Consider the following 22,880-nt stretch of genomic DNA (forward strand, 5'->3'; position numbering starts at 1 on the left):
CGGCGCATACGCACGGCCCGCACGCACGGCCCGCACGCACGGCCCGCACGCTTCCCGGCGGGCACACGCTTCCCCGGCGTGCAGATGAAGGAGTCCCCAGTGGCCATTTCCGTATTCGACCTCTTCTCGATCGGCATCGGCCCGTCCAGTTCGCACACCGTCGGCCCGATGCGGGCCTCGCGGATGTTCGTCCGCCGGCTGAAGAACGAGGGCCTGCTGGCCCACACCACCTCCGTCCGTGCCGAACTCTTCGGCTCGCTGGGCGCCACCGGCCATGGCCATGGCACCCCGAAGGCCGTGCTGCTGGGCCTGGAGGGCCACTCCCCGCGCACCGTCGACGTCGAGACCGCCGACGACGAGGTGGAGCGCATCCGCTCCACCAAGCGACTGCGGCTGCTCGGCGCCGAGATCGGCCCCGGCCAGGAGATCGACTTCGATCCGTCGGCCCAGCTGATCCTGCACCGCCGCCGCTCCCTGCCGTACCACGCCAACGGCATGACGCTGTGCGCGTACGACGCCGAGGGCCATCCGCTGCTGGAGAAGACGTACTACTCGGTCGGCGGCGGCTTCGTGGTGGACGAGGACGCGGTCGGCGAGGACCGCATCAAACTCGACGACACCGTCCTCACCCACCCCTTCCGCACCGGCGACGAGCTGCTGCGGCTCTCCCAGGAGACGGGGCTGTCCATCTCCGCCCTGATGCTGGAGAACGAGAAGGCGTGGCGCACGGAGCAGGAGATCCGCGCGGGCCTGCTGGAGATCTGGCACGTCATGGAGAAGTGCGTGGCCCGCGGCATGTCCCGGGAGGGCATCCTGCCCGGCGGCCTCAAGGTCCGCCGCCGCGCCGCCACCGCCGCCCGCGCCCTGCGCTCCGAGGGCGACCCGGCCCCCCGCGCCATGGAGTGGGTGACCCTCTACGCCATGGCGGTCAACGAGGAGAACGCGGCCGGCGGCCGGGTGGTCACCGCCCCCACCAACGGCGCGGCGGGCATCATCCCCGCCGTCCTGCACTACTACACCCGCTTCGTCCCCGGCGCCGACGAGGACGGCGTCATCCGCTTCCTCCTCGCCGCGGGCGCCATCGGCATGCTCTTCAAGGAGAACGCCTCGATCTCCGGCGCCGAGGTCGGCTGCCAGGGCGAGGTCGGCTCCGCCTGCTCCATGGCCGCCGGCGGCCTGGCCGAGGTCCTCGGCGGCTCCCCGGAACAGGTCGAGAACGCCGCCGAGATCGGTATGGAACACAACCTCGGCCTCACCTGCGACCCGGTCGGCGGCCTGGTCCAGATCCCCTGCATCGAGCGCAACGGCATGGCCGGGGTCAAGGCCGTCACCGCCGCCCGTATGTCCCTCCGCGGCGACGGGCGCCACCATGTCTCCCTCGACAAGGTCATCAAGACGATGAAGCAGACGGGCGCCGATATGAAGGTCAAATACAAGGAGACGGCCCGGGGCGGGCTCGCGGTGAACGTCATCGAGTGCTGAAACACCCCGTCGAGCGCTGAGGGCAACCGGCTCCGGCCGGGTCCGTCGCGACGGAGCGGCCCGCCGGATGTCACACTCCGGCGGGCTGTTCTGTCGCACCTGCGGAAGCCATTGCCACCACAGGCGCGACACGAGGAGAGACCCGCCATGGCCCGTATCCCGCTCACCCCGCCCAGCACTCTGCTCAACCGCCTGGGCGCCTGGTACTCCCGGCGCACCTACGGCAAGGTGCTCGACCCCGGTCTGGCCGTCGGCCACAATCCGCGGGTGCTGCTCACCTACGTGCGCACCGAACGCGGTGCCGCCAAGTGGAACCGCCTCGACCCGGGCCTCAAGCACCTCGCGGTCATGGCCGCGGCGGCCAGGATCAACTGCTCGTGGTGCATGGACTTCGGCCACTGGGAGGCCGACGCCCTCGGGCTCCCGATGGACAAGATCTCCAGGGTCCCGCGGTGGCGCGACCACCGGGACGCCTTCACCGATCTTGAGCTGCTCGTCCTGGACTACGCCGAAGCGATGACCGAGACCGAGCCCCGGGTCACCGACGAGCTCGCGGCGGCCCTGATCGAGCGGCTCGGTGAGGCGGCCTTCGTGGAACTCACCGCCATGGTCGGCCTGGAGAACTACCGCTCACGCGTCAACAGCGCCTTCGGCCTGACCAGCCAAGGCTTTTCCGACAGCTGCGCGGTACCGTCGCGGGCGTGATCGACGCGACCGGCTTCGAAGAACACCGGCGGATGCTGTTCGGCATCGCCTACCGCATGCTGGGTTCCGTCACCGATGCCGAGGACGTGGTGCAGGACGCCTGGCTGCGTTGCAGTCAGGTGTCCACGCCGGTGGACAACCCGGCCGGCTATCTGGCCCGTACGGTCACCAACCTCGCCCTCAACCGGCTCACCTCGGCCACCGCCACCCGCGAGCGATACGTCGGGCCCTGGCTGCCCGAGCCGCTGGTCACCCGGCCGGACATCGGCGAGGAGGTGGAGCTGGCCGAGTCGGTCTCGCTCGCCCTGCTCGTCGTGCTCGAAAGCCTCTCCCCGCTGGAGCGAGCGGTCTTCGTGCTCAAGGAGGTCTTCGGCTTCTCCTTCCGGGAGATCGCCGGAATGCTGGAGCGCGGCGAGGCGGCGGTACGGCAGGTGGGCCGCCGGGCCAGGGCACATGTCCAGGCCCGCCGGCCGCGTTACGACGCCCCCGCCGAGGTGCGGCGACGGGTCACCGATGAGTTCCTGGCCGCCTGTCTCGGCGGCGACCTCAACCGGATGATGGAGCTGCTCGCCCCCGATGTGACGGCGTGGAGCGATGGCGGCGGCAAGGTGAAGGCCGCCATCCGCCCACAGCACGGCGCGCAAAAGGTCGCCCGTTTCCTCGCCGCCGTCCTGGCCCAGCCGATGGACGACCCGCAGGTGCACGCGGTCGACGTCAACGGCCGGCCAGGACTGCTCCTCACGGTCGCGGGCCGCCCGGACACGGTCGCCCGCGCGGAGGTCGAGAACGCCCGGATCACCGAAATCCGCATCATCCGCAACCCGGACAAGCTGCGCCACCTGCTGCCGTAGCCCGCGGACGCCGCCGGCGACGCACACCGGCGAACAGGCCGTCCTCGCGGCCGCCCGAGGTCGGCTACGCGGTGCGCCGAGCGGTCAGAGCTGACCCAGACCGACGTCGGTCAGCGATTCCCCGGCACCCCTTTCCGGCGGCCGGTGCGCTCGGCTCGCATCGAGCGGAAGCCGGGGTGGACGCCGGGGCTGAGGCCCTGTCGTTCCGCCAGCCGACGCAGCAACCCGGTCAGTTGCTCCCGCTCCGGCTCGGACAGGCCCTCGGTCATCAGACGCTCGTGCTCCGCGCCCACCTGCCGCAGCTGCGCCAGCAACGTCCCGCCCTCATCGGTCAGATGGACCGCGTACAGGCGCCGGTCGACAGGGTTTCTTCGGCGCTCGATCAGCCCGCGCTGTTCCAGTTCGTCGGCGAACGCGACAAATCGGCTCGGCGGCATACCCAGGTCGTCGGCGAGCTCGCGCTGGCTGCGCCCCGGGGAGCCGGCCAGCAGCCGTAGCAGGCCGCTCTGGGCCGGGGTCAGGTCCAGCGTCGCGAGGCGTTCGGCGAACAGGTCGGCGGCGTGGGCGCCGAGCTGGGCAAGCAGGAAGGCGGCACCGGTCGGGGGCGGACCTGGTGGCCGTTCGCCCTCATTGGTCATTCCCATGCGGGCATCATACTCGCTTGACAATCGTTTCGAGTTGTAATCATTATCTTCCGTATCGGTTGTCTGGCCGACCAACGGAGGAGAAGCCATGCCCACCACGACCCCCCGGACGTCCCCCACCCCTGCCACCCGGACGGCCCCCGGTGAGCGCGCCCCCGGCCGTCGCCCACAGGGCGGGCCTCCGCTGCTGGCGCCCGTGCTGGCGTTCGCCGTCCTGACCGTCGGCTACGTCGTCGTCAACAGCTCGACTCCGCACCCCGACGCCTCGGGGAAGGAGGTCCTGACCTACGCGCGGGACAACGGCTCCACCATCGAGCTGGGCTCGCTGCTGCTGTTCGCCGCGGCCACGCCGCTGGCGCTCCTCGCGGCGGTGCTCTACCGGAGGCTGCGAGCGCTCGGCATCACCGCACCCGGCTCGGCGATCACCCTGGTGGGCGGGGTGCTGGCGGCCGCGGCGCTGAGCGGCAGCGCGCTGTTCGGCTGGGCCGGTGGCCGCCTGCCCATGGACGCCGATCCGGCCCTGGCCCGCGCACTGGCCGACCTGTCGTTCCTGTCCGGCGGCGTCGCCTACTCGGCGTCGTTCGCGATGCTCGTCTCCGGCATCTCGGTGACCGGGCTGATGGCCCGCCTGCTGCCCCGCCCGCTGACCTGGACCGGACTGGCACTGGCCGCCGCGGGCATGGTCTCCATGCTCACGCTGATCGCCGACCCGTTCGGCTACCTGCTGCCGGTCGTCCGCTTCGGCGGACTGATCTGGCTGGTCATCACGGCGATCCTGCTGCCCCGCACCCGCCCGTCGCGGCACCAGTGAGCGTCGGACACCTGGACATGCCGAGTGCGCCGCCCTCGCGGGGCGGCGCACTCGACGACGTCCGTGCCGACATGTGCTCGGGGGTGCCGGTGCCGCGTACCCATGAAGTCCCTTGTACGTGACCGCCGTTCCACTTAGCGTGACTGATCACTGACAACGTCGGAGGGGGTCACGGGGCGTGGCGTTCTGGATGGCGCTCGCGTCGGTATGGGCTGTGATGCAGCTGTTGCTGCTGTCCTGGCCGGTGCGGACGGTGCGGTGGCCGACGGTGCTGCTCGCCTTCGGGGTGGGTGCGTACGGCTGCGGTGTGCTCTCGATGGTGCTGGAGCTTGTGGTGGCACGTCAGTTGGCGACCGCAAGGGAGGAGTCGCTGGCGGCCGTCATGGACGTGGTGTCGTGGACGACCGCTCCGGTGGTGGAGGAGCTGGTCAAGGTCACACCGCTCCTGGTCGCCGGGTGGGCGCTGCGCGGGCGGATGCAGTGGGGTCTGGCGGACTTCGTGGTGCTGGGCGGCGCTGCCGGGGCGGGGTTCGGTCTGCTGGAAAAGCTGCTGATGTACGCCGAGTCCGCGGGCAAGGCCGCCCCCTTGGACGAGGGAGGCTGGCAGATCGCGGAGGGGCTGGTCGACCCCCCGTACGTTCCCGGCCTCGGACAGATTCTCGGCAGCTGGTTTCCCTCCGCGACCGGCACCGTCGAAGTCGGGGGGCCGGTACTCCCCTACGAGGCACACATCATCACCAGCGCGCTCGGCGGGCTGGCGGTGGGCCTGCTGTGGTGCGGTGCCCGCGTACCGACCCGGGTCGCGGCACCGGTACCGCTGGCCGGGGCGGTGGCGATCCACTGGGTGACCAATTACGCCGCGGCCTTCCCGGGCGACGACAGCGCGATGGAGTGGCGCGAGCGGCTGGCCGGGGACTGGGGGTTGTGGATCATCCTCGGTTGTCTCGCCACCGCCTGGATCTGGGATCTGCGCCGGTCCCGCCTGGGCCGGCGGCGTGAACCGGATGTCGCGCTGACCGCCGAGCGCCAGGGCCGGACCGGCCCCGAAGCCCTCTTCGGGTACGCCCTGCTGCGCCTCCCCGCCACCTGGATCATCGCCCTGGGCTATGCCCGGCGGCGCAGAGCGCTGCTGTACGCCACGGCCCACCCCCGTACCCGGGCGGAGAAGCTGGCGCCGCTGCGCGAGTCGGTCGCCCAGCAGACCCGACGTATGGACGCCACCCACAGCCAGGAGGCTTGGCGTGGCGTCACCCTCCGGCGGCTGTGGCGCGCAGCTCAGGAGCGGCGGCCCCGCCGGCCGCGGCACGAGAAGGTTCTGCTGGTGCTCAGCCTGTTGCTGGCCGTTCCCTCCCTGCTGTATCTGGCGGTGGGATCCTTCCCGTCCACGAAGGGTTTGCAGGAGAACTTCACCGAAGGCACCGGGCTGCGCGTCCTGATCGGCGTCGGCCTCGCCGGGCTGGCCCTCACCCTGTCGCGCCTGATCTCCGCCGTACGCGGCTACCGGGCCGCGGGAGCGTCCCCGCTGGGCGAGACCCTCGCCCTGGTCCAGTTCCGCATCGCCGTCTGCGCGGGCACGCTCGTCGTCGGCGTGCTGCTGCTGTCCCGCTGGTCGGCCATCGCCGGGGGCGAGGCCCCTCTCGCCGGCTACGACATCCTGGGCACCGACGGCTTTCTCCTGGAGAAGCTCCTCGAGGTCGGCCTTCCGCTCCTCCTCACCCTCGCCATGTTCGCCATGCCTTACGCGCTGCCGCTGGAACTCGCCATGGGCGGAGGGCTGGCGGAGACCCTGCTGATGGGTCTCGCCCCGCGCGCCCTGGCCCCGATCGCCTCGCGCGTCGGAGCCAGGCTGGCGGCGCGTGAGGCGACGCAATGGGCGCGCGGCGCGCTCCGGAGCCGTGCCCGGGGCGCGTTCTCCCGTACCTGGGACCGGGTGCGGCACGGCCGTACCGATCCGGTGGATCTGGCGACCGGGCGGATGTTCCTGCCGCAGACGGATGTGGAGCTGCCGGGCGTGCTGCCGCTGGTGTTCTCCCGCCGGGTGGACTCCGGATACCGCGCCGGGCGGTGGTTCGGCCCGACCTGGGCCTCAACGGCCGACCAGCGCCTGGAGTTCGACGAGCGGGGCGTGGTCTTCTTCACCGAGGACGGTCTGCTGCTGGCCTATCCGCACCCGGCGCCGGGCGGCACCGCGGTCATGCCCGCCGAGGGGCCGCGGTGGCCGCTGGCACGGACGGCGGACGGCGGTACGTACACCCTCACCGACCCGGAAGCCGGGCTCGTCCGCACCTTCACCCCGTACGGCGACGAGCCGCTGGCGCTTCTGCGGGAGGTCGCCGACCGCAACGGCAACCGCGTCACCTTCACTTACGACGCTTCCGGCACACCGCTCGAGATCCTCCACAGTGGTGGCCACCGCCTGCGGTTGACGTCGGAGCATCAGCGGATCACCGGCCTGTACGTCGGAGAGGTCCAGGTGATGGGCTACGGCTACACCGACGGCCATCTCACCGAAGTGACGGGCTCCTCGGGGCTGCCGCTGCGTTTCGCCTACGACCGGGCCGGGCGGATCACCTCCTGGACCGACACCAACAACCGCTGGTACTCCTACGCCTACGACGAGCGGGACCGGGTCATCGCCGAGGGCGGGGAAGGCGGCCACTACACCTTCCGCATCGGCTACGACGGGGTGGACCCGGACTTCCCCGGGGTGAAGGTCACCACCCTGACCTCACCGGATGGTGCGGTCACCCGCTATCTGATCGACGAGGCGCACCAGGTCGTCGGGGAGATCGACGCATGCGGTGCGGTCAGCCGCACGGCGTACGACCAGGCCGGCCGTACGGTCGCCGAAACCGATCCGCTGGGCCGCACCACGGGATTCCGCTACGACGAGCACGGGCATCTGGCGGCCGTGATCCGGCCGGACGGCAGCGAGATCAGCGCGGTGCTCGACGCACAGGGCAACCCGGTGCAGATCACCGATCCGGGCGGCGCGGTGTGGCGGCAGACCTTCGACGCCGCGGGCAACCGCACCGCACTCACCGACCCGCTCGCCGCCACCACCCGCTACCTCTACGACACGCACGGAGGTCTGCTCGCCGTCACCGACCCGCTGGGAGCGACGACCCGGGTGCGCTGCGACGGGGCCGGGCTCCCGATCGAGATCACCGACCCGCTGGGAGCCACCACGCGCTACGAGCGGGACGCGTTCGGCCGCACCGTGGCCGAGACGGACCCGCTGGGCGCGGTGACCCGCTACGAATGGAGCCCGGAGGGCAACCTCCTGCGCCGCACCGGTCCGGATGGGTCGACGGAGTCCTGGACGTACGACGGCGAGGGCAACCCCACCACCCACACCGACCCCGCCGGCGGCACGACCGCATATGAATACACCCACTTCGACCTGCTGGCCGCCCGCACCGGCCCGGACGGCGTCCGCTACGAATTCGAGCACGACGCGGCGCTGCGGCTGACGAAGGTCACCAATCCACAGGGCCTGACCTGGGATTACGCCTATGATCCGGCAGGCCGTCTGATAGCGGAGACGGACTTCGACGGCCGTAGGATGGTCTACGGCCATGATGCGGCGGGCCAACTCGTCTCGCGTACCGACCCACTTGGCCAGCACACCGGCTACATCTACGATGCGCTGGGCCGCCTAGTGGCCCAGGATGCCGGCGGGCAGGTATCGACCTTCCGCTGGACCCCGGCCGGAGAACTACTCGAGGCCGTGGCCCCGGACATCAAGCTGACCCGGGACTACGACCCCGCCGGTCGCATGCTGTCCGAGACAGTGAGCGGCCGTACCCTCCGCCTGGCCTACGACGCAGCAGGGCAACTCGTCTCCCGCCGTACCCCGGCGGGGGCGGAGACCACCTACGCGTATGACGCGGCAGGCAACCGCACCACGCTGACCATCGAGGGCAGGGACCTGATCGTTGCCCATGACGCATCAGGCCGTGAAACCCAACGGAGTTGGGCCGGAGGACTGTCCCTGAGCCAGGCTTGGGACCCGGCCGACCGCCTCATCGGCCAGTCCTACACAGTGGGTCCGCAGACCCTGCTCCAGCGCACATACACCTGGCGCCACGACGGCTACCTCACCGGCCTCGATGACACCACAACCGGACCCAGCCGCTACACCCTGGACCCAGCCGGCCGCGTCACCCAGGTACAGGCCACCGCATGGCAGGAAACCTACGCCTACGACCCGGCGGGGAACCAGACCCGCGCCACCTGGCCGCAGCAGCACCCCGGCGCGGACGCGACGGGTGAACGTGCTTATACCGGCACCCGAATACGGACGGCGGGTACCACCCGCTACGAATACGACGCCGCAGGCCGCACCACCCTGCGTCGGAAGACCCGCCTGTCGAGGAAGCCCGACATCTGGCGCTACACCTGGGACGCCGAAAACCGCCTCACCCACCTGATCACCCCCGACGGCGCCACTTGGCGGTACCGCTACGACCCCCTCGGCCGGCGAACCGCCAAACAACGTCTGTCCCCTGATGGCGCGGTCATCGAGGAATCCCACTTCACCTGGTACGACGCCACCCTCATCGAACAGAGCACGACCTCAACCGACTGGACCGGTCGGCAGAGCCTCACCTGGGACCACGACGAGACCGGGCTGACCCCACTCGCCCAGACAACCCGCTACGCCCCAACCGCCAACGCGCCCCAGGACGAGATCGACACCCGCTTCTACGCGATCATCACCGACCTGATCGGCACGCCCACCCACCTCGTCGACGACACCGGCCACACCGCCTGGCAGTCCCGCACGACCCTCTGGGGCACCACCACCTGGAAGACCGACGCAACCGCCTACACTCCCCTTCGCTTCCCCGGCCAGTACCACGACCTGGAAACCGGCCACCATTACAACCTCCACCGCCACTACGACCCCGAAACCGCCCGCTACCTCACCCCCGACCCCCTCGGCCTCGCCCCAGCCCCCAACCCGGTCACCTACGTTCACAACCCCCATACTTGGACCGACCTCTCCGGCCTGGCCCCGGATTACGCCCCACCAGGCCATGTATACCGAGGAGGCAGATACAAACAACTCAAGGACCCGGCCACCGACTACAAGAGGAACATTCCGGGTACCGAGATCAATCACATGCCCCCAGATTCGATCAATGGCATCCCCCGTGATCGCGGGCCCGCAATTCAAATGGACAAGGTGGATCATTACAGGACGGCCAGCTGGGGGCGCAGCAGAGCCGCAATGTCACATCGAGCGCGACAGCGAGATCTCATTAGCCAGCACCGCCGCCGCGATGCCATCGACATGGATATTGCCGATATCAGGCGGCAATTCGGGAATAAGTACGACGACGCGATCAAAGAAATGATCTACTTTCTGCCCAAGGGTTGGTGAACGAAATGACTCAGTACACAATCGTCCCGAACGAAGGGCTCGACTCCATCCGATTCGGTGAATCCAGGACTGACCTACGCGAGAGGCTCGGCTCCTTCACGTCATTTCAGCGAGGTGATTCGGAGAACCCCACCGACCATTTCACAGAGAAGGGACTGCTCCTGTCCTTCGACAGCGGGGAAGCACTGGAGTTTATCGAGGTGACACCAGAAGCACAGGTGACACATCAAGGGATCGCACTCTTCGGCCGCCCTTACAGGCATGTTCTCGGCGACCTGCGAGAACAAGGTATCGAGGGAACAGAGGATGACCAGGGGGTCGAGTTCACCGAGCTCGGTTTTGCACTCTTCACCCCCGCCCCGGATGATCCAGACGAAGAGGTTCACGGAGTCTCCGTCTTTCCGCGAGGCTACTATTCAATCTGAATAAGACCACCAAGAGAATGGGCGGGAATAACGTTCCACTCTATGTGCAACGCGATGGGCAGGAGTTGCGGTGGAAGATGACAGTCGAGGGAGACGGTCCATGGCGGTTGCGCCTGGAGTCATCGGATGGTGTTGAAGCCACGGCCACGGGCGACAATGTATTCGAGGCATTGCGAGCCATGCGGCCCGGTCTTACGTCAAAAGGGGTGGCGGTCTGCTGTCATGGCGCACGGGTTGATGTGAGGCCGTCCGGGCTTTCGGCTTCGCATGGCGCTTGGATGGTCTACGTTCTCCACCTGTGGCGGCCGCCCACCGTACGGGACCTTGTTCCGACCTTCGGCTACTGCCCAGCCGAACTCACCGGTTCACCGGAAGAGCAGGATGCTTACTGGGAAAAGCACCTGAAGAGCAGGAAGAACTGGTTCAATTTCATCAACCCGGTGTGGTGGATCTATCTCCTTACGGCTTCCTGGGGCAGACCCAAGAGACTGGGTCTTCGACACACCTCACGCCGGCACTCCGACACCCCTTGACGACACTTCTTGACACATCGGGGCGGCCGGGAAAGCCGGGGCCCTCCGTTTTGCGGCGGATGGGGAGGGAGGCGCGCGGCAGGCGCCCGGCCGGTCAGTGTGATCGGCGCGGTCCGTGCCCCGCCGCCGTCCTGACCGTGGTCAGCGCAAGTCGTCGCACTCCGCGCCAGTCCATGGCCGGTCTGTCGGCCGGTACCCCCGGGCGGTGTCTCGGGACCCGTACGCGAAGGGCGCCCGGTGCGATGTGGCAGTGGAGGGGAGTCCGCAGGGTGAGGGGTTCGCCGTCCACGCCGACCGGGACGGCCGGCTCCTGTGTGTCGACGACCACGTCCCCGGCGGTCGCGGAGACCAGTCCGGGCGCGTTGCGGCCGCGCAGCAGCCCGGCCGCCTGTGCCGCCGAGTCGACCGTGACGGCCAGCACGCCGAGGACTCCGGAGTCCAGCCGCGAGCGCCGCCCCAGGCCCGCCGGATCCCCCGTGCGGTACGGGTTGTTGCTCACCAGGACGGCCTGTGGCCTGTCCATGACGAGCTCTCCCGCCCTGACCACGAGATCGGGCCCCGTCTCGTGGGTCAGCAGGTCGGGGAGGAGCTCAAGGGTGGTGCGGACCTTGTCGTCGCGGTAGGCGGGGCTCTGGACGACGGCCGCGTAGGCACCGAACGAGGCGTTGTTCACGAACACGCGCTCGCCGATGAAGCCCAGGTCCACGCGGAGCTCGACACCGTCGGTGAGCGCGTCCAGACAGGCCGACGGGTCGTCCCGGTCCAGTCCGAGGTCCAGTGCGAAGTGGTTGCGGGTCCCGGCGGGGATCACCACGAAGGGGACTCCGCGCTCGGCCGCCACCCCCGCCACCAGCGCCTGGGTGCCGTCGCCGCCCGCCACGCCCAGCAGATCGGCGCCCTCCTCGACGGCGCGGCGTGCGAGCCCGGCCACATCGACGGGGCGGTCCGGGTCCAGGACGGCCACCCGTGCGCCCAGCGCCTCCGCCTTCCCCGGCAGCCCCAATCGGTCGGCCTTCCCGCCGCCGGAACGCGGATTCATGATCAAGAACGGCCGTTCCGGCGGTCCGACGCGGCGTTCCCCGCGGCTCCGGTGCCCGATCCCCTCCGCCAGCGCGAACGCCAGCGCGAACCGCCCCGAGGCGACCGCCAGCGTCCAGAGCGCGAGGGAGACCAGCACCACCCACAACAGCCCGGCCAGCGCGTACAGGACCAGAACGGCGACCGGCGCCGCCACCGCCAGCACGGCGGCCAACACCCTGGCCGGCCCTCTGTGGACGAGCGTCCACCACACGCCCGCCAGCGCGACCGCCGTCCCGCTCGCCCCCACCGCGACCAGCACTACGCTCCGCGCCCCGGCGAACAGGAGCAGGATCACCACCGCCGTGGCGCCCGCCACCAGGGCCAGGCGTGCCGTCCAGGGTGCCGCCGACGTCATGGTCATGTGACCTCCCCGGGGCGGTGACCTCCCGGTCAGAGGGCGTGAGCGCCGGGAGGGGCGGTCCCACGGGTACCCCGCGCCGGGCTCGCCACCACGCCGCCACTTTTTCCCCACTCACCACCACGTCGGCTCCCGGCTCCCGGCTCCCACCGCGAATCGAAACGGCCCGTCGTCGCGTTCCCAGTACCTCGGACCGCGGATCGAGGAGATACGCCGCCCACCACGGTGACCAGCGCCGTGACGCCGCCACTCTCCGGTGGCGCCTCCGTCCGGTGGCACTTCCCTCCGTCCCGCGCGAGGGAGGACCCATGGATCCGTCCGCCGACGCCTCCGGCCCCGCCGAGCCCCAGCCGCTGAGCGGAAACGAACGACAGGAGTACGAGCGGCTGCGCGGGGCCGCGGCCGTACGTCACCGGCGGCTTCGCCACGCGGCCGCGTGTGTGCTGCTCGTGCTGGCGGTCCTGCTCTCCCCGCTCGCCGTCGTCGCCACCTGGCTGCACGAAGAGATCACCGACCCTCACCGGTATGTCCAGACCGTCGCCCCGATCGCCAGGAACCCCTCCGTCCAGTCCACCGTCACCAACCGCCTCACCAAACGCGTGGTCGACCAGGTCGACGTGCCCGCCATCACCGCCCATCTCGCCAGGAACCTGAACAAGACCGGAGCCCCGTCCTTCGTAGTGAACGGCACCCGGATGCTCGGCGGGCCGCTGGAGAGCGCGCTCACCAACGCCGTGCACCGCGTGGTCCACAAGGTGATCGCCAGCGATCAGTTCCCGTTGGTGTGGGACGCGGCCAACCGCCGCGCCCACGCCGCCGTCGTCAAGGTCCTCACCGGTGAGGGCACCAGCGCGGTCCAGGCCCGTGGGAACGCGATCGTCCTGGACATCGGCACCCTTGTCGACAACGTCAAACAGCACCTCGTCCGGGCGGGCTACGAGAAGGCCGCCAAGATCCCCCATATCGACCGGCAGTTCACGCTGGTGCGGACGGACAAGCTGGACGAGGCGCAAGGCGCGATGCGCCTCCTCGACATCCTCGGCACCTGGCTGGCCGCCGTGACGATCGTGCTCGCCGCCCTCGCCGTGTGGATCTCCCCCGCGCATCGGCTCACGCTGCTGGCCGCCGGGGTCGGCACGGCGGTGATGATGGTCGCGCTGCTGGTCGGCCTGGCCGTGGTGCGCGGCGTCTATCTGGACTCCGTCCCGCCCAGCGCCCTGCCACGGGACCCGGCGGCCTTCATCTTCGACACGCTCGTACGCTTCCTGCGCGAAAGCACCCGCACCCTTCTCGTCGTCGCGATCGTCACCGCGTTCGCCACGTATCTGTACGGCCCCGGGCGCGGGGCTCGCGCCGTCCGCTCGGCCGCCGCACGCGGCACCGGCGCCATCGGCCGGGGCCTGGCCCGTGGCGGAGCCCGCACCGGGGGCTTCGGCCGCTGGCTGGACGTCCAGCGGGCCTGGACCACCGGCGTGGTGATCACGGGCGGCGCGCTGGCCCTGGTGCTGTGGAACCATCCCACTCCGGCGTCCGTGGGGCTCGTCCTCGGCATCGTGGTGGGGATCCTGGCGCTGCTCGGCATCCTCGCCGGGGCGTCCGGCCCCACGGCGAACGGCCCCGCCGCCGACGGTCCCCGGGGGTCCGACCCCGCCGCCGACGGTCCCACGGGGTCCGGCCCGGCCGCCGACGGTCCCACGACGGGTGGTCGTCACGGAAGTCCCTGACGGCCGGGTGGGACGCCGTGCGGATGCCCCGGGAGCTACGGACACTGCCGGAGCTACGTACGCCGCGGGAGCCCGTCACGACCGCGACCGGCGGCGGCCCGGCCGCCCGGTTCTGGAGCGTCATGCGACCGTGAACGTGCTGGAAGCCGCCACCCGGCCGGCGGCCCAGACGTTCTTCGCCGCCTCCCCCTGCCGATGGCCGTGGCGGCCTCGTCGCCTTGGTACGCACGGACAATCCGCCTGCCGCGGGGACGGGAACGCCCCTGAAGGCCGCCTCGAATATCGTTCGAGCGCGGCCCTTCCGCCCTCATCCGCAGGCTGCCGACCCTGGACGCCGCCGAGTCGTGGTCGCTCGACCCGTCGGCGGACTGCTGGAAGACCGGGGCCGTGCGGACCGTCCGCACCGAGAAGGTGCTCTCTCTGTGGGTGGGTTCGAATGCCTGCGGACGCGTTCCCGTCCCAGTAGGGTCCTCCGTACGAGAGGGGGAATAACACCCATGTATGCACCCGTTCTTGACCCGAGGTAGGCGCCATGCTGCACGGCATCGACGTGAGTTCGCACCAGTCCACGTTCGACGCGGACGGGCTGGCCTTCGTCTTCATCAAGGCCACCGAAGGCCGGTCGTACATCAACCCGAAGCAGACCTCGCAGGCGTCCCGGGCGCGCAAGGCGGGATGCGTCGTCGGCTTCTACCACTTCCTGTGGCCGGGCAACATCTCGGCGCAGGCGAGCTACTTCGTGGAGAAGTGTGCGTCCCAGAAGCACGACCTGCTCGCCGTGGACTGGGAGACCACCGGTTCCGGCACCCGTGCCAGCAACGCCGAGAAGGACCGGTTCATCCGCGAGGTCAAGAAGCTGCGCCCCACGCACCGCGTGATGCTCTACTGCAACCGGAACTTCTGGCTCAACTACGACACCACGTCCTACGCCGGAGACGGTCTGTGGATAGCGGACTACGTGACGGCGGGTAAGCCGCGGATCAAGGCGAAGTGGCGGATCCACCAGTACACCGACCGTCCGCTGGACAAGGACGTGGCGAACTTCTCCAGCAAGGCCGCTCTGCAAGCGTGGGCCGACCCCAGCCGGGCGGCGCTCACCGCCGACGAGGAGACGGAGGACGTGGCGGACGTGGCGGACGTCCGGGCGGCGGATGAGGTGGAAGGCGGGGCCTGACCCGTCCCCGGGGCGTTGTCGGTGGGTGCGCCTACGCTGCCCGGTATGAGTTACGCAGACCTGCGCGAACTCCGCAGCGCGCTCACCACCGCATCGGACATCGCCTTCTCGCTGGATGCCGCACCCTCCGGGCCGGAGACCGAGCTGCTCACCGACGCCCTGCGCCGGGCGCTCGCCGCCGCGGGGTCGCTGACCGCCGAGCACGGCTCCACGGGCTGTCCGGAGCATCCGCGCGGGGCCGTCGATCCGCTGTACGGGGATCCGGACGACCCACTGCCGCCCGGCTACGGCCGCTGTCTGCTGTGCAACGACCGCAGACGGCGGGCGAGCGCACAGCGGCGCGGCTGGCGCTGAGGCGCCGGCCGCGCCGCCGTACGGCCCGTTGCTACTGTGCGGCCCGTAGAGAGACCGGCAGGCCCGCAGACCCGTAGGCCCGCAGACCCGTTTCAGCCTGTCTTTTCACCGTCCTTGTTCTGGGCCGCCCAGAACTCGTCGAAGGTGAGCAGCCCATCACCGTTGGCGTCGTGGGCGTTGATGACGGCCTGGGCGACGGGCTCCGTGACATACGGGTCCCCCAGCTGCGCCATCACGCTCTTGTACTCGGCCGCGGTGATCTGGCCGTCACCGTTGAGGTCATACCGCTCGAACGCCTTGCGCGCCGCCTCGATGTCCGCCACCTGTTCCGCCCCTTCCGTGCGTGTGCTTGACCCGCACAGATTAGCGGTCGGCGGTGGCCGGTTCGTCTCGGCGGCATCGTGGAGTTCGCGGCTCAGGGCCCCGCGGCCCACGCGGCTCGGGCCCCGGAGTCCGCGCGGCTCAAGGCCCCGCAGCCCACGCGGCTCGGGCCCCGGGGCCACACCGCTCGGGCCCCGGGGCCACACGGCTCAGCCTCCGTTGACCAGCCGCATATAGCGGTCCCAGTCCCACAGTGGGCCGGGGTCGGTGTGGTCGGCCCCGGGGACCTCCACATGGCCGATGATGTGGTCGCGGGTCTTGGGGATGCCGAAGCGGTCGCAGACGGCCGCGGCCAGGGCGGCGGACGAGGCGTACATCTCGTCCGTGAACCACTTGGGGTCGTCCACCCAGCCCTCGTGCTCGATGCCGATGCTGCGGTTGTTGTAGTCCTTGTTGCCCGCGTGCCAGGCGACGTCCTTCTCCCGGACGAACTGCCCGATGTAGCCGTCGGCCGAGGCGACCATGTAGTGCGTGGAGACCTGCTTGGCCGGGTCCTGGAAGATCTTCATCGCGTCCGGGAAGGTCTCCTGCGTCACATGGATGACGATGAAGTCGATCGGATACGCGGTCGGGCGGCTGGAGACGCGGTAGTTGGAGGGGGAGGCGGGGATCCAGTGGGTGGGCGGATAGGCGGCCGCCCGGCGGCCGCGTCTGTCGTCGGCGTGAGCGGTGGTCGCGGTCGCGGCGGTTGCGGCGAGTCCGGTGGTGGCGGTGGCGAGGTAGGCGCCCGAGCGGAGCAGGGCCCGCCGGGTGGGGGTGCGGCCGTGCGCTTCCATGGGGGGTCTCCCGAATGTCGTAGCGGGGACAAAGGGGGTGACGCGTGGGGGGTGTGACGCGCGTAGCGTCGTTCCATGGTGAATCCTCGGCAGGGCCATGCCAAGAACCGCCACGCAAAGAAAGATTTCGCGTCACGGTCTGGACCACTGGAGTTTTGATAGCGGGAGGTCGACAACGAAGGAAAATTAACCCTCGACCTGGCATTAACAAGGCAAGTGTTACACCTCACCTTGGATTGGCTTGGAAGTGCTCTGTCACCTCTGCGATAGTCGGGGCCGCGGCCCCATTGACCCGAGCGAGGTCGCTTCCCCCGAATGCCACGGCCCACACCCCTTTCGCGCCATGGCCCGGGGCGAAAGGGGTCCCCATACCGTCGGCACGCGACGGCACGGGGACCCCTTTCACACGCTTCACAACGTGCTTCACAACATGCTTCACAACGCGCTTCATACACCGCGCCGAGATCCGCACCGACGCTCGTAAGATCGGTTTTCAGATCGGTTTTCAGATCGGTCTTCAGATCGATTCCCTGATCAGCTTTCGGCCACGCGCATCTCGAACCAGGTCGTCTTGCCGCACGGCAGCAGATCAACCCCCCACCGCTGGGAGAGCTGGTCGACCAGCATCAGCCCGCGCCCACTGGTGTCGAGCTCCCCCACCGGCATCAGACACGGCAGCCCCCGCGAGGGGTCCCGGACCTCGACCCGGATCCAGCCGCGCCGCCGCAGCATCCGCAGTCCGAAGGTGCGGGCGCCGGTGTGCCGTACGGCGTTCCCCACCAGCTCGGAGACCAGCAGAACGGTGTGCTCGGCGAGCTGATGGCCCAGCCCCCAGTCCCGCGCCACCACGAATTCGGCCATCCGGCGGGCGGTCGCGGCGGATTCGGGGCGGGAGGGCAGCCGCACCTCCTCGCATGCGGGGTTCCCGAAGAGGTCAAGCGCTCTGAGGGCCCGGTCGTCCTCGATGGACGGCGCCCCCCGCACCGCAGCCGTACCAGTGCGCTGCTGCGGCTGCTCCATTCCCTCCAAGCCCGCCATGCCCCCCATCATGGCCGCCCAAAAGGCCATCCGGGGCGGAACCATGGGATTCCGACCACCGGAGCCCCAGGCCCCATAAACCCGATCCGACATATGCCAAAGGCAGTTGGGGTACCCAAACACCCCGCCTGACCAGCGATGTCACCGCGCGTACGCGTGATCACCCAGCGTACCGGACCGGGTCGGCCAAGAGCCGACCGATGGCGAAGAAAATTCGCTCGCACGGGGCATAGGCGGGTCCGCAACCCCGCCCGACACGATCGGAACCGGTCGGGTGTCAGCGGAACGTGGCCTTGCCCGGCCCCTCCTCGACAAAGCTGCGCATCCCGATCTCCCGGTCCTCGGTGGCGAACAGCCCGGCGAACCAGGTCCGTTCGATGGCGAGGCCGCTGTCCAGGTCCGTCTCCAGCCCCCGGTCCACCGACTCCTTGGCCGCGCGCAGCGCGATCGCCGGGCCCCGGGCCAGCCGCGCCGCCCATGCGTGGGCCTGGTCGTAGACCTCCTCGGCCGGTACCACCCGGTCCACCAGGCCGATGGCGAGCGCCTCGTCGGCCTTGACCTGACGGCCCGTGAAGATGAGGTCCTTGGCCTTGGCCGGGCCGACCAGCCGGGCCAGCCGCTGGGTGCCGCCCGCGCCCGGGATCAGGCCGAGCAGGATCTCGGGCTGGCCCAGCTTGGCGTTCTCCGCGGCGATCCGGAAGTCGGCGCACAGCGCCAACTCGCAGCCGCCGCCGAGGGCGTAGCCGGTGACGGCGGCCACCACGGGCTTGGGGATCCGCGCCACGGCGGTGAAGGACTCCTGAAGGTCACCGGAGCGGGCCACCATCGCGGCGTGGTCCATCTCCCGCATCTCCTTGATGTCCGCGCCGGCCGCGAACACCTTCTCACCGCCCCAGATGACCACGGCGCGCACATCGTCGCGGCGGGTCACCTCGGCCGCGAGCTCCCGCAGCCGGTCCTGGGTGGCGACGTCGAGCGCGTTCATCGGGGGGCGGTCAAGGCGGAAGGTGGCAACGCCGTCGGCGACCTCGAGGTTCACAGTCATGAGCGCAGGTTAGCGCCCGCTAACACGGAAGCGGAGGGCCGGGGCGGGGCGGGGACGCCGGGGGACGGTGTCAACGGCCGGAGGGCGAGCCGCCGGGGCGCCGGGCCCCGCGCGGGGTCATGCGCCCCGGCACAGGGTCAAGCGCCCCGCATGGCGTCACGCCTTCCACTTCTCCCAGGACATGTTCCAGCCATTGAGCCCGTTGTCCGGCTGGATCGTCTCGTCATGGGAGTTCTTCACGATGACCACATCGCCGAGGATCGACTTGCGGAAGAACCAGGACGCCGGGGTGGAGGAGTCCCCGCCGCCACGCTGGTCGAACAGTCCCACACAGCCATGGCTGACATTGGCCGATCCGAAGGTGGGCCGGCCCGCCCAGTAGTTGCCGTGTATGAAGGTGCCGGAGGTCGACAGGCGCATCGCATGCGGCACGTCCTTGATGTCGTACTCCCCGCCGAAGCCGACCGTGGCGCCGTCCATCCGGGTCACCGGGTGCTTCTCGCTGATCACCATCTTGCCGTTGTAGGTCTCATGGCCGGGCGCGCCCGAGGTTATCGGGACGGTCTTGATGGTCTTGCCGTCCCGCTTGACCGTCATCTTCTTGGACTTGGCGTCCACGACGGAGATCTGGCTGCGGCCGATGGTGAACGTCACGGACTTCCGCTGCTCGCCGTACACCCCCGGCCTGCCCTCGACCCCGTCCAGATCCAGACTGAGCGTCACCTTGGTGCCGGGCTTCCAGTACTTCTCCGGCCGGAAGTCCAGCCGGTCGTTGCCGAACCAGTGGCCGACGATGGGCACCGAGGGCGAGGCGCTGACCTTGATCCCCTTCTCCACGGCCTCCGGGTGGGTGATGCCGCGGTTGAAGTTGAGCGAGACGGGCATGCCGACGCCGACCGTGGAGCCGTCCTCGGGGGTGTAGATACCCACGAAGGTCTCCTTGGGGCGCAGGGTGGTGAAGGTCGCGTGCTCGGTCGTGGTCAGGCCATGGGCGTCCTTGGCGACCGCGTCCACGGTGTAGGTGGTGTCGGAGCGGAGATGGGCGTCGGGCCGCCAGCTCTTGCCGCCCTGGGCGATCTTCCCCTCGACCGCGGTGCCCTTCGCGTCCTTGACCTTGACCGAGGAGAGGGTGCCCTTGGCCGAGGTGACCTTCAGCGCGCCGTCGGTGTCGACGCCCTTGGCGCCGTCCTTGGGCGCGATCGTCACCACGGCACGCGGGGTCCTGGGCCGCGCGTCGTCCTTCTTGCCGCCGTCGTCGGAGCCGCCGCCTCCGCCGCACGCGGCCACCGCCATCAGCATCGCCCCGAGCAGCGGCGCGAGAAGTCCACCGCGGCCGCCCCGCACCGCCCCCGAAATCCGCCGGACCGTCACAACAGCTCTCCCCTCCCCCGGGCCCCGCCCCCGCGGCAACCCCGATCACGCGCAGGCGCGCCTGGCGATAGGTAATCACACGCCGCTGACAGTGAACTCCCCCCGATGGTCACGTTTCAGTCCCGGGCCGCGGCGGTCGCAGGGTGATCGGCCGGTGCCGGGCACCAGGAAACGTGCGAGTCGGCGGGTTTGGGGGCAGAACAGGTTGGAGAGCGTGGGCCGGAGCCGTGCGGTACGGGACACCGCGGGGCCCGCCGGCCCACCATGAGGTGCCGCCCGCCTCCCCTCCGCCGGGCGGAGGCGGTTGGCCGCGAGCCGCGGAGGCCGATGTGTCCAGTGCAGCCGAGCAGGAGGCGCGTGCGGCCGAGCACGCCCGGCACCAGACGCGTGCGGACCAGCGCGAGACGCACGACGGCGTCCCCGGACGTCCCTCGGCGACGGCGGTGGGGCGGCTCATCGGCCACCGCTCCACGGCGGTCGCCCCGCGGCGCGACCGGAGCGCGGCCCCGGCGGCGGGCCCCGCCGTGCACCCGGGCAGCCCGGAGCCGCTCGGCGCCCGTCCCTGCCGGGGGCCCGACGGGGTCCGGGGGACCAACTTCGCGCTGTGGGCGGGCGGTGCGGAGGCCGTCGAGCTGTGTCTGTTCGACGAGGACGGCCGCGAGTCCCGCTGTGGGCTCACCGAGCTCACCCATGAGGTCTGGCACGGCTTCGTCCCCGGGGTGCTGCCCGGCCGGCGGTACGGCTACCGCGTGCACGGCCGCTGGGACCCCTGGACCGGCGCCCGCTGGAATCCGGCGAAGCTGCTGCTGGATCCGTACGCCCGCGCCGTGGACGGGGAGTTCGCGCTGCCCGCGGAGGTCTACGGACATATGCGGGACTGGCCGCAGCAGCATGTGGCGGACACCGTGAGGGACGACCGCGACTCCGCCCCGTACGTCCCCAAGGGGGTGGTCGTCGGCGATGACGCGGTGGCCGGCGCGCCCGACGAGTGGACCGACGACCGGCGGCCCAAGACGCCCTGGGCCGAGTCGGTGATCTACGAACTCCATGTGCGCGGCTTCACCATGCGCCACCCCGCCGTGCCGCCCGAGCTGCGCGGCACCTACGCGGGGCTGGCGCATCCGGCCGCGATCGAGCATCTGACCCGGCTCGGGGTCACGGCGGTCGAGCTCCTGCCGGTGCATCAGTTCGCCCATGAGGACCATCTGCTGCGACGGGGCTTACGCAACTACTGGGGCTACAACTCCATCGGCTACTTCGCGCCACACGCCGGATACGCGGCCGGCGGCACCCGGGGCCAGCAGGTCGGGGAGTTCCGGCGGATGGTGCGCGCCCTGCACACCGCCGGGATCGAGGTGATCCTCGACGTCGTCTACAACCACACCGCCGAGGCCGATGAGCTGGGCCCCACCCTCTCGCTGCGCGGTGTGGACAACCGCGGCTACTACCGGCTCCAGCAGGACCCCCGCCGCTACGCCGACTTCACCGGCTGCGGCAACACCCTGCATGTGCTCCAGCCGCAGGTGCTGCGGCTGATCACCGATTCGCTGCGCTACTGGGTCACCGAGATGGGGGTGGACGGCTTCCGCTTCGACCTGGCCAGCGCGCTCGCCCGCGCCGCGCACGGCGTGGACATGCTCTCCCCGTTCCTGGCCGTGATCGCGCAGGATCCCGTGCTGCGCCGGGTCAAGCTGATCGCGGAGCCGTGGGACGTGGGTTCCGGCGGCTATCAGGTGGGCGCGTTCCCACCGCTGTGGGCGGAGTGGAACGACCGCTACCGCGACGCGGTGCGGGACTTCTGGCGCGGGGCGCTGCCCGACGCCCGCGATCTGGGCTACCGGCTCTCGGGCTCCAGCGATCTGTACGAGCGCGGCGGCCGCCGCCCGTACGCCTCGGTCAACTTCATCACCGCGCACGACGGTTTCACCCTGCGCGACCTGGTCTCCTACGAGCGCAAGCACAACGAGGCCAATGGCGAGGGCAACCGCGACGGCACCCCCGACAACCGCGCCTGGAACTGCGGCGCCGAGGGCGAGACCGACGACCCGGGGATACGCGCGCTGCGCCGCCGCCAGCTGCGCAATCTGCTGGCCACCCTGCTGCTGTCCACCGGGGTGCCGATGCTGGTCGCGGGCGATGAGCTGGGCCGCACCCAGAGCGGCAACAACAACGCGTACTGCCAGGACAACGAGACCGGCTGGCTCGACTGGTCGCTGCTCGAGGACCCCGGCTGGCGCGCCCTCACCGAGCTCACCGCGCGGCTGATACGGCTGCGCCGAGCCCATCCGGTGCTGCGCCGCCCGGCCTTCTTCTCCGGTCTGGCCCGGCCCCCGGAGGGGCTGCGCGACCTGGCGTGGTTCACTCCGCACGGCACCGAGATGACCGAATCCGACTGGTACGCGCCGACGACCGCCCTCGGGGCGTATCTCTCGGGCCTCGATCTGCCCCAGCGCGATGCGCGGGGCGCCCCGGTCACGGACGACAGCTTCCTGGCGCTGCTGCACGCGGGCCCGCGGCCGCTCTCCTTCACCCTGCCCGGCCCGCCCTGGGCCCGGGGGTACGAACTCCTGCTGGACACCTCCCGCGAGGACCAGGGCGCACCCCCGGGCTCACACCTCGCGGCGGGCGCGCCCATCCAGCTTCCGGAACGCTCGGTTCTGCTGCTGCGCGCCCTCACCGCCACGGACCTACGCCAAAAAACCGAGTGAGCACTGTCAGTGGCGGACCGTAGTCTCCCCA

The 22,880-nt window shown here is 70.4% G+C and carries 19 protein-coding genes; 12 read left to right on the plus strand and 7 right to left on the minus strand.

Annotated elements, in window-relative coordinates; genetic code table 11:
- Positions 1 to 99 precede the first annotated feature (99 nt).
- From AB0E24_RS00615 to AB0E24_RS00625, 3 genes are all read left to right on the plus strand, one after another.
- Positions 100 to 1,482, plus strand: a complete 1,383-nt coding sequence (locus AB0E24_RS00615) for an L-serine ammonia-lyase (protein ID WP_069866621.1) — start codon at positions 100 to 102, stop codon at positions 1,480 to 1,482.
- Between the two features lie 147 nt (positions 1,483 to 1,629).
- Entirely contained in the window at positions 1,630 to 2,187 is a 558-nt protein-coding gene (locus tag AB0E24_RS00620; RefSeq protein ID WP_079259073.1) for a carboxymuconolactone decarboxylase family protein, read from the plus strand.
- Positions 2,184 to 3,038, plus strand: a complete 855-nt coding sequence (locus tag AB0E24_RS00625; RefSeq protein WP_359374063.1) for an RNA polymerase sigma-70 factor — start codon at positions 2,184 to 2,186, stop codon at positions 3,036 to 3,038. The genes AB0E24_RS00620 and AB0E24_RS00625 overlap by 4 nt, the downstream gene beginning before the upstream one ends.
- Before the next feature lie 110 nt (positions 3,039 to 3,148).
- Here AB0E24_RS00625 and AB0E24_RS00630 read toward each other — a convergent pair whose 3' ends face one another.
- Complete coding sequence (locus AB0E24_RS00630) at positions 3,149 to 3,682, minus strand: MarR family winged helix-turn-helix transcriptional regulator (RefSeq protein WP_250850935.1); 534 nt, start codon at positions 3,680 to 3,682, stop codon at positions 3,149 to 3,151.
- Positions 3,683 to 3,770: 88 nt separating this feature from the next.
- Between AB0E24_RS00630 and AB0E24_RS00635 the strand changes: the two genes are divergently transcribed.
- From AB0E24_RS00635 to AB0E24_RS00650, 4 genes are all read left to right on the plus strand, one after another.
- Positions 3,771 to 4,493, plus strand: a complete 723-nt coding sequence (locus tag AB0E24_RS00635; RefSeq protein ID WP_351377180.1) for a DUF4386 domain-containing protein — start codon at positions 3,771 to 3,773, stop codon at positions 4,491 to 4,493.
- A 178-nt stretch (positions 4,494 to 4,671) separates the two neighbouring features.
- Positions 4,672 to 9,882 carry a DUF6531 domain-containing protein gene (locus AB0E24_RS00640; RefSeq protein ID WP_359374068.1) on the plus strand — a complete coding sequence of 1,737 codons (5,211 nt, stop codon included), beginning with the start codon at positions 4,672 to 4,674 and terminating at the stop codon, positions 9,880 to 9,882.
- 5 nt (positions 9,883 to 9,887) lie between these two features.
- Complete coding sequence (locus AB0E24_RS00645) at positions 9,888 to 10,307, plus strand: hypothetical protein (RefSeq protein WP_359374070.1); 420 nt, start codon at positions 9,888 to 9,890, stop codon at positions 10,305 to 10,307.
- A gap of 77 nt (positions 10,308 to 10,384) precedes the next feature.
- Positions 10,385 to 10,840, plus strand: coding sequence for a hypothetical protein (locus tag AB0E24_RS00650; protein ID WP_283884067.1), 456 nt, complete (start codon positions 10,385 to 10,387; stop codon positions 10,838 to 10,840).
- Positions 10,841 to 10,934: 94 nt separating this feature from the next.
- Here AB0E24_RS00650 and AB0E24_RS00655 read toward each other — a convergent pair whose 3' ends face one another.
- A complete protein-coding gene (locus AB0E24_RS00655; RefSeq protein ID WP_359374074.1) occupies positions 10,935 to 12,281 on the minus strand; it encodes a diacylglycerol/lipid kinase family protein in 1,347 nt (448 codons plus the stop codon).
- A 305-nt stretch (positions 12,282 to 12,586) separates the two neighbouring features.
- On the opposite strand from AB0E24_RS00655, the gene AB0E24_RS00660 reads away from it, so the two are divergent.
- From AB0E24_RS00660 to AB0E24_RS00670, 4 genes are all read left to right on the plus strand, one after another.
- Positions 12,587 to 14,002, plus strand: a complete 1,416-nt coding sequence (locus tag AB0E24_RS00660; RefSeq protein ID WP_359374076.1) for a hypothetical protein — start codon at positions 12,587 to 12,589, stop codon at positions 14,000 to 14,002.
- A gap of 327 nt (positions 14,003 to 14,329) precedes the next feature.
- Positions 14,330 to 14,494: a DUF7873 family protein gene (locus tag AB0E24_RS46160; protein WP_443043152.1), complete on the plus strand. Its 165-nt coding sequence runs from the start codon at positions 14,330 to 14,332 to the stop codon at positions 14,492 to 14,494.
- A 40-nt stretch (positions 14,495 to 14,534) separates the two neighbouring features.
- Positions 14,535 to 15,176 carry a glycoside hydrolase family 25 protein gene (locus AB0E24_RS00665; protein WP_069866637.1) on the plus strand — a complete coding sequence of 214 codons (642 nt, stop codon included), beginning with the start codon at positions 14,535 to 14,537 and terminating at the stop codon, positions 15,174 to 15,176.
- 45 nt (positions 15,177 to 15,221) lie between these two features.
- Positions 15,222 to 15,530, plus strand: a complete 309-nt coding sequence (locus tag AB0E24_RS00670) for a hypothetical protein (RefSeq protein WP_099015029.1) — start codon at positions 15,222 to 15,224, stop codon at positions 15,528 to 15,530.
- Positions 15,531 to 15,622: 92 nt separating this feature from the next.
- Here the strand turns inward: AB0E24_RS00670 and AB0E24_RS00675 are convergent, their stop codons facing one another.
- From AB0E24_RS00675 to AB0E24_RS00695, 5 genes are all read right to left on the minus strand, one after another.
- Positions 15,623 to 15,853 carry an EF-hand domain-containing protein gene (locus tag AB0E24_RS00675; RefSeq protein WP_069866641.1) on the minus strand — a complete coding sequence of 77 codons (231 nt, stop codon included), beginning with the start codon at positions 15,851 to 15,853 and terminating at the stop codon, positions 15,623 to 15,625.
- Between the two features lie 207 nt (positions 15,854 to 16,060).
- Entirely contained in the window at positions 16,061 to 16,687 is a 627-nt protein-coding gene (locus tag AB0E24_RS00680) for an N-acetylmuramoyl-L-alanine amidase (RefSeq protein WP_232639162.1), read from the minus strand.
- 534 nt (positions 16,688 to 17,221) lie between these two features.
- Complete coding sequence (locus AB0E24_RS00685; RefSeq protein WP_069866645.1) at positions 17,222 to 17,725, minus strand: ATP-binding protein; 504 nt, start codon at positions 17,723 to 17,725, stop codon at positions 17,222 to 17,224.
- 277 nt (positions 17,726 to 18,002) lie between these two features.
- Positions 18,003 to 18,770 carry an enoyl-CoA hydratase/isomerase family protein gene (locus AB0E24_RS00690; RefSeq protein ID WP_069866647.1) on the minus strand — a complete coding sequence of 256 codons (768 nt, stop codon included), beginning with the start codon at positions 18,768 to 18,770 and terminating at the stop codon, positions 18,003 to 18,005.
- Between the two features lie 156 nt (positions 18,771 to 18,926).
- Complete coding sequence (locus AB0E24_RS00695; RefSeq protein WP_231981282.1) at positions 18,927 to 20,141, minus strand: L,D-transpeptidase; 1,215 nt, start codon at positions 20,139 to 20,141, stop codon at positions 18,927 to 18,929.
- A gap of 329 nt (positions 20,142 to 20,470) precedes the next feature.
- Here AB0E24_RS00695 and glgX point away from each other — a divergent pair, with 329 nt between their 5' ends.
- The gene (gene glgX / locus AB0E24_RS00700) at positions 20,471 to 22,849 is read left to right on the plus strand and encodes a glycogen debranching protein GlgX (RefSeq protein ID WP_430541509.1); all 2,379 of its coding nucleotides are present in this window, start codon (positions 20,471 to 20,473) and stop codon (positions 22,847 to 22,849) included.
- Positions 22,850 to 22,880: the final 31 nt, after the last annotated feature.

The sequence above is a fragment of the Streptomyces malaysiensis subsp. malaysiensis genome (assembly GCF_040653035.1).
Taxonomy (GTDB): domain Bacteria; phylum Actinomycetota; class Actinomycetes; order Streptomycetales; family Streptomycetaceae; genus Streptomyces; species Streptomyces malaysiensis.

Excerpts from the sequence above, each read along its gene's own strand:
- AB0E24_RS00645 (WP_359374070.1), top strand. The coding sequence starts at position 9,888 with ATGACTCAGTACACAATCGTCCCGAACGAAGGGCTCGACTCCATCCGA.
- AB0E24_RS00685 (WP_069866645.1), bottom strand. The coding sequence starts at position 17,725 with ATGGCGGGCTTGGAGGGAATGGAGCAGCCGCAGCAGCGCACTGGTACG.
- AB0E24_RS00680 (WP_232639162.1), bottom strand. The coding sequence starts at position 16,687 with ATGGAAGCGCACGGCCGCACCCCCACCCGGCGGGCCCTGCTCCGCTCG.
- AB0E24_RS00665 (WP_069866637.1), top strand. The coding sequence starts at position 14,535 with ATGCTGCACGGCATCGACGTGAGTTCGCACCAGTCCACGTTCGACGCG.
- AB0E24_RS00650 (WP_283884067.1), top strand. The coding sequence starts at position 10,385 with ATGACAGTCGAGGGAGACGGTCCATGGCGGTTGCGCCTGGAGTCATCG.
- AB0E24_RS00630 (WP_250850935.1), bottom strand. The coding sequence starts at position 3,682 with ATGGGAATGACCAATGAGGGCGAACGGCCACCAGGTCCGCCCCCGACC.
- AB0E24_RS00635 (WP_351377180.1), top strand. The coding sequence starts at position 3,771 with ATGCCCACCACGACCCCCCGGACGTCCCCCACCCCTGCCACCCGGACG.
- AB0E24_RS00660 (WP_359374076.1), top strand. The coding sequence starts at position 12,587 with ATGGATCCGTCCGCCGACGCCTCCGGCCCCGCCGAGCCCCAGCCGCTG.
- AB0E24_RS00655 (WP_359374074.1), bottom strand. The coding sequence starts at position 12,281 with ATGACCATGACGTCGGCGGCACCCTGGACGGCACGCCTGGCCCTGGTG.
- AB0E24_RS00620 (WP_079259073.1), top strand. The coding sequence starts at position 1,630 with ATGGCCCGTATCCCGCTCACCCCGCCCAGCACTCTGCTCAACCGCCTG.
- AB0E24_RS00670 (WP_099015029.1), top strand. The coding sequence starts at position 15,222 with ATGAGTTACGCAGACCTGCGCGAACTCCGCAGCGCGCTCACCACCGCA.
- AB0E24_RS00690 (WP_069866647.1), bottom strand. The coding sequence starts at position 18,770 with ATGACTGTGAACCTCGAGGTCGCCGACGGCGTTGCCACCTTCCGCCTT.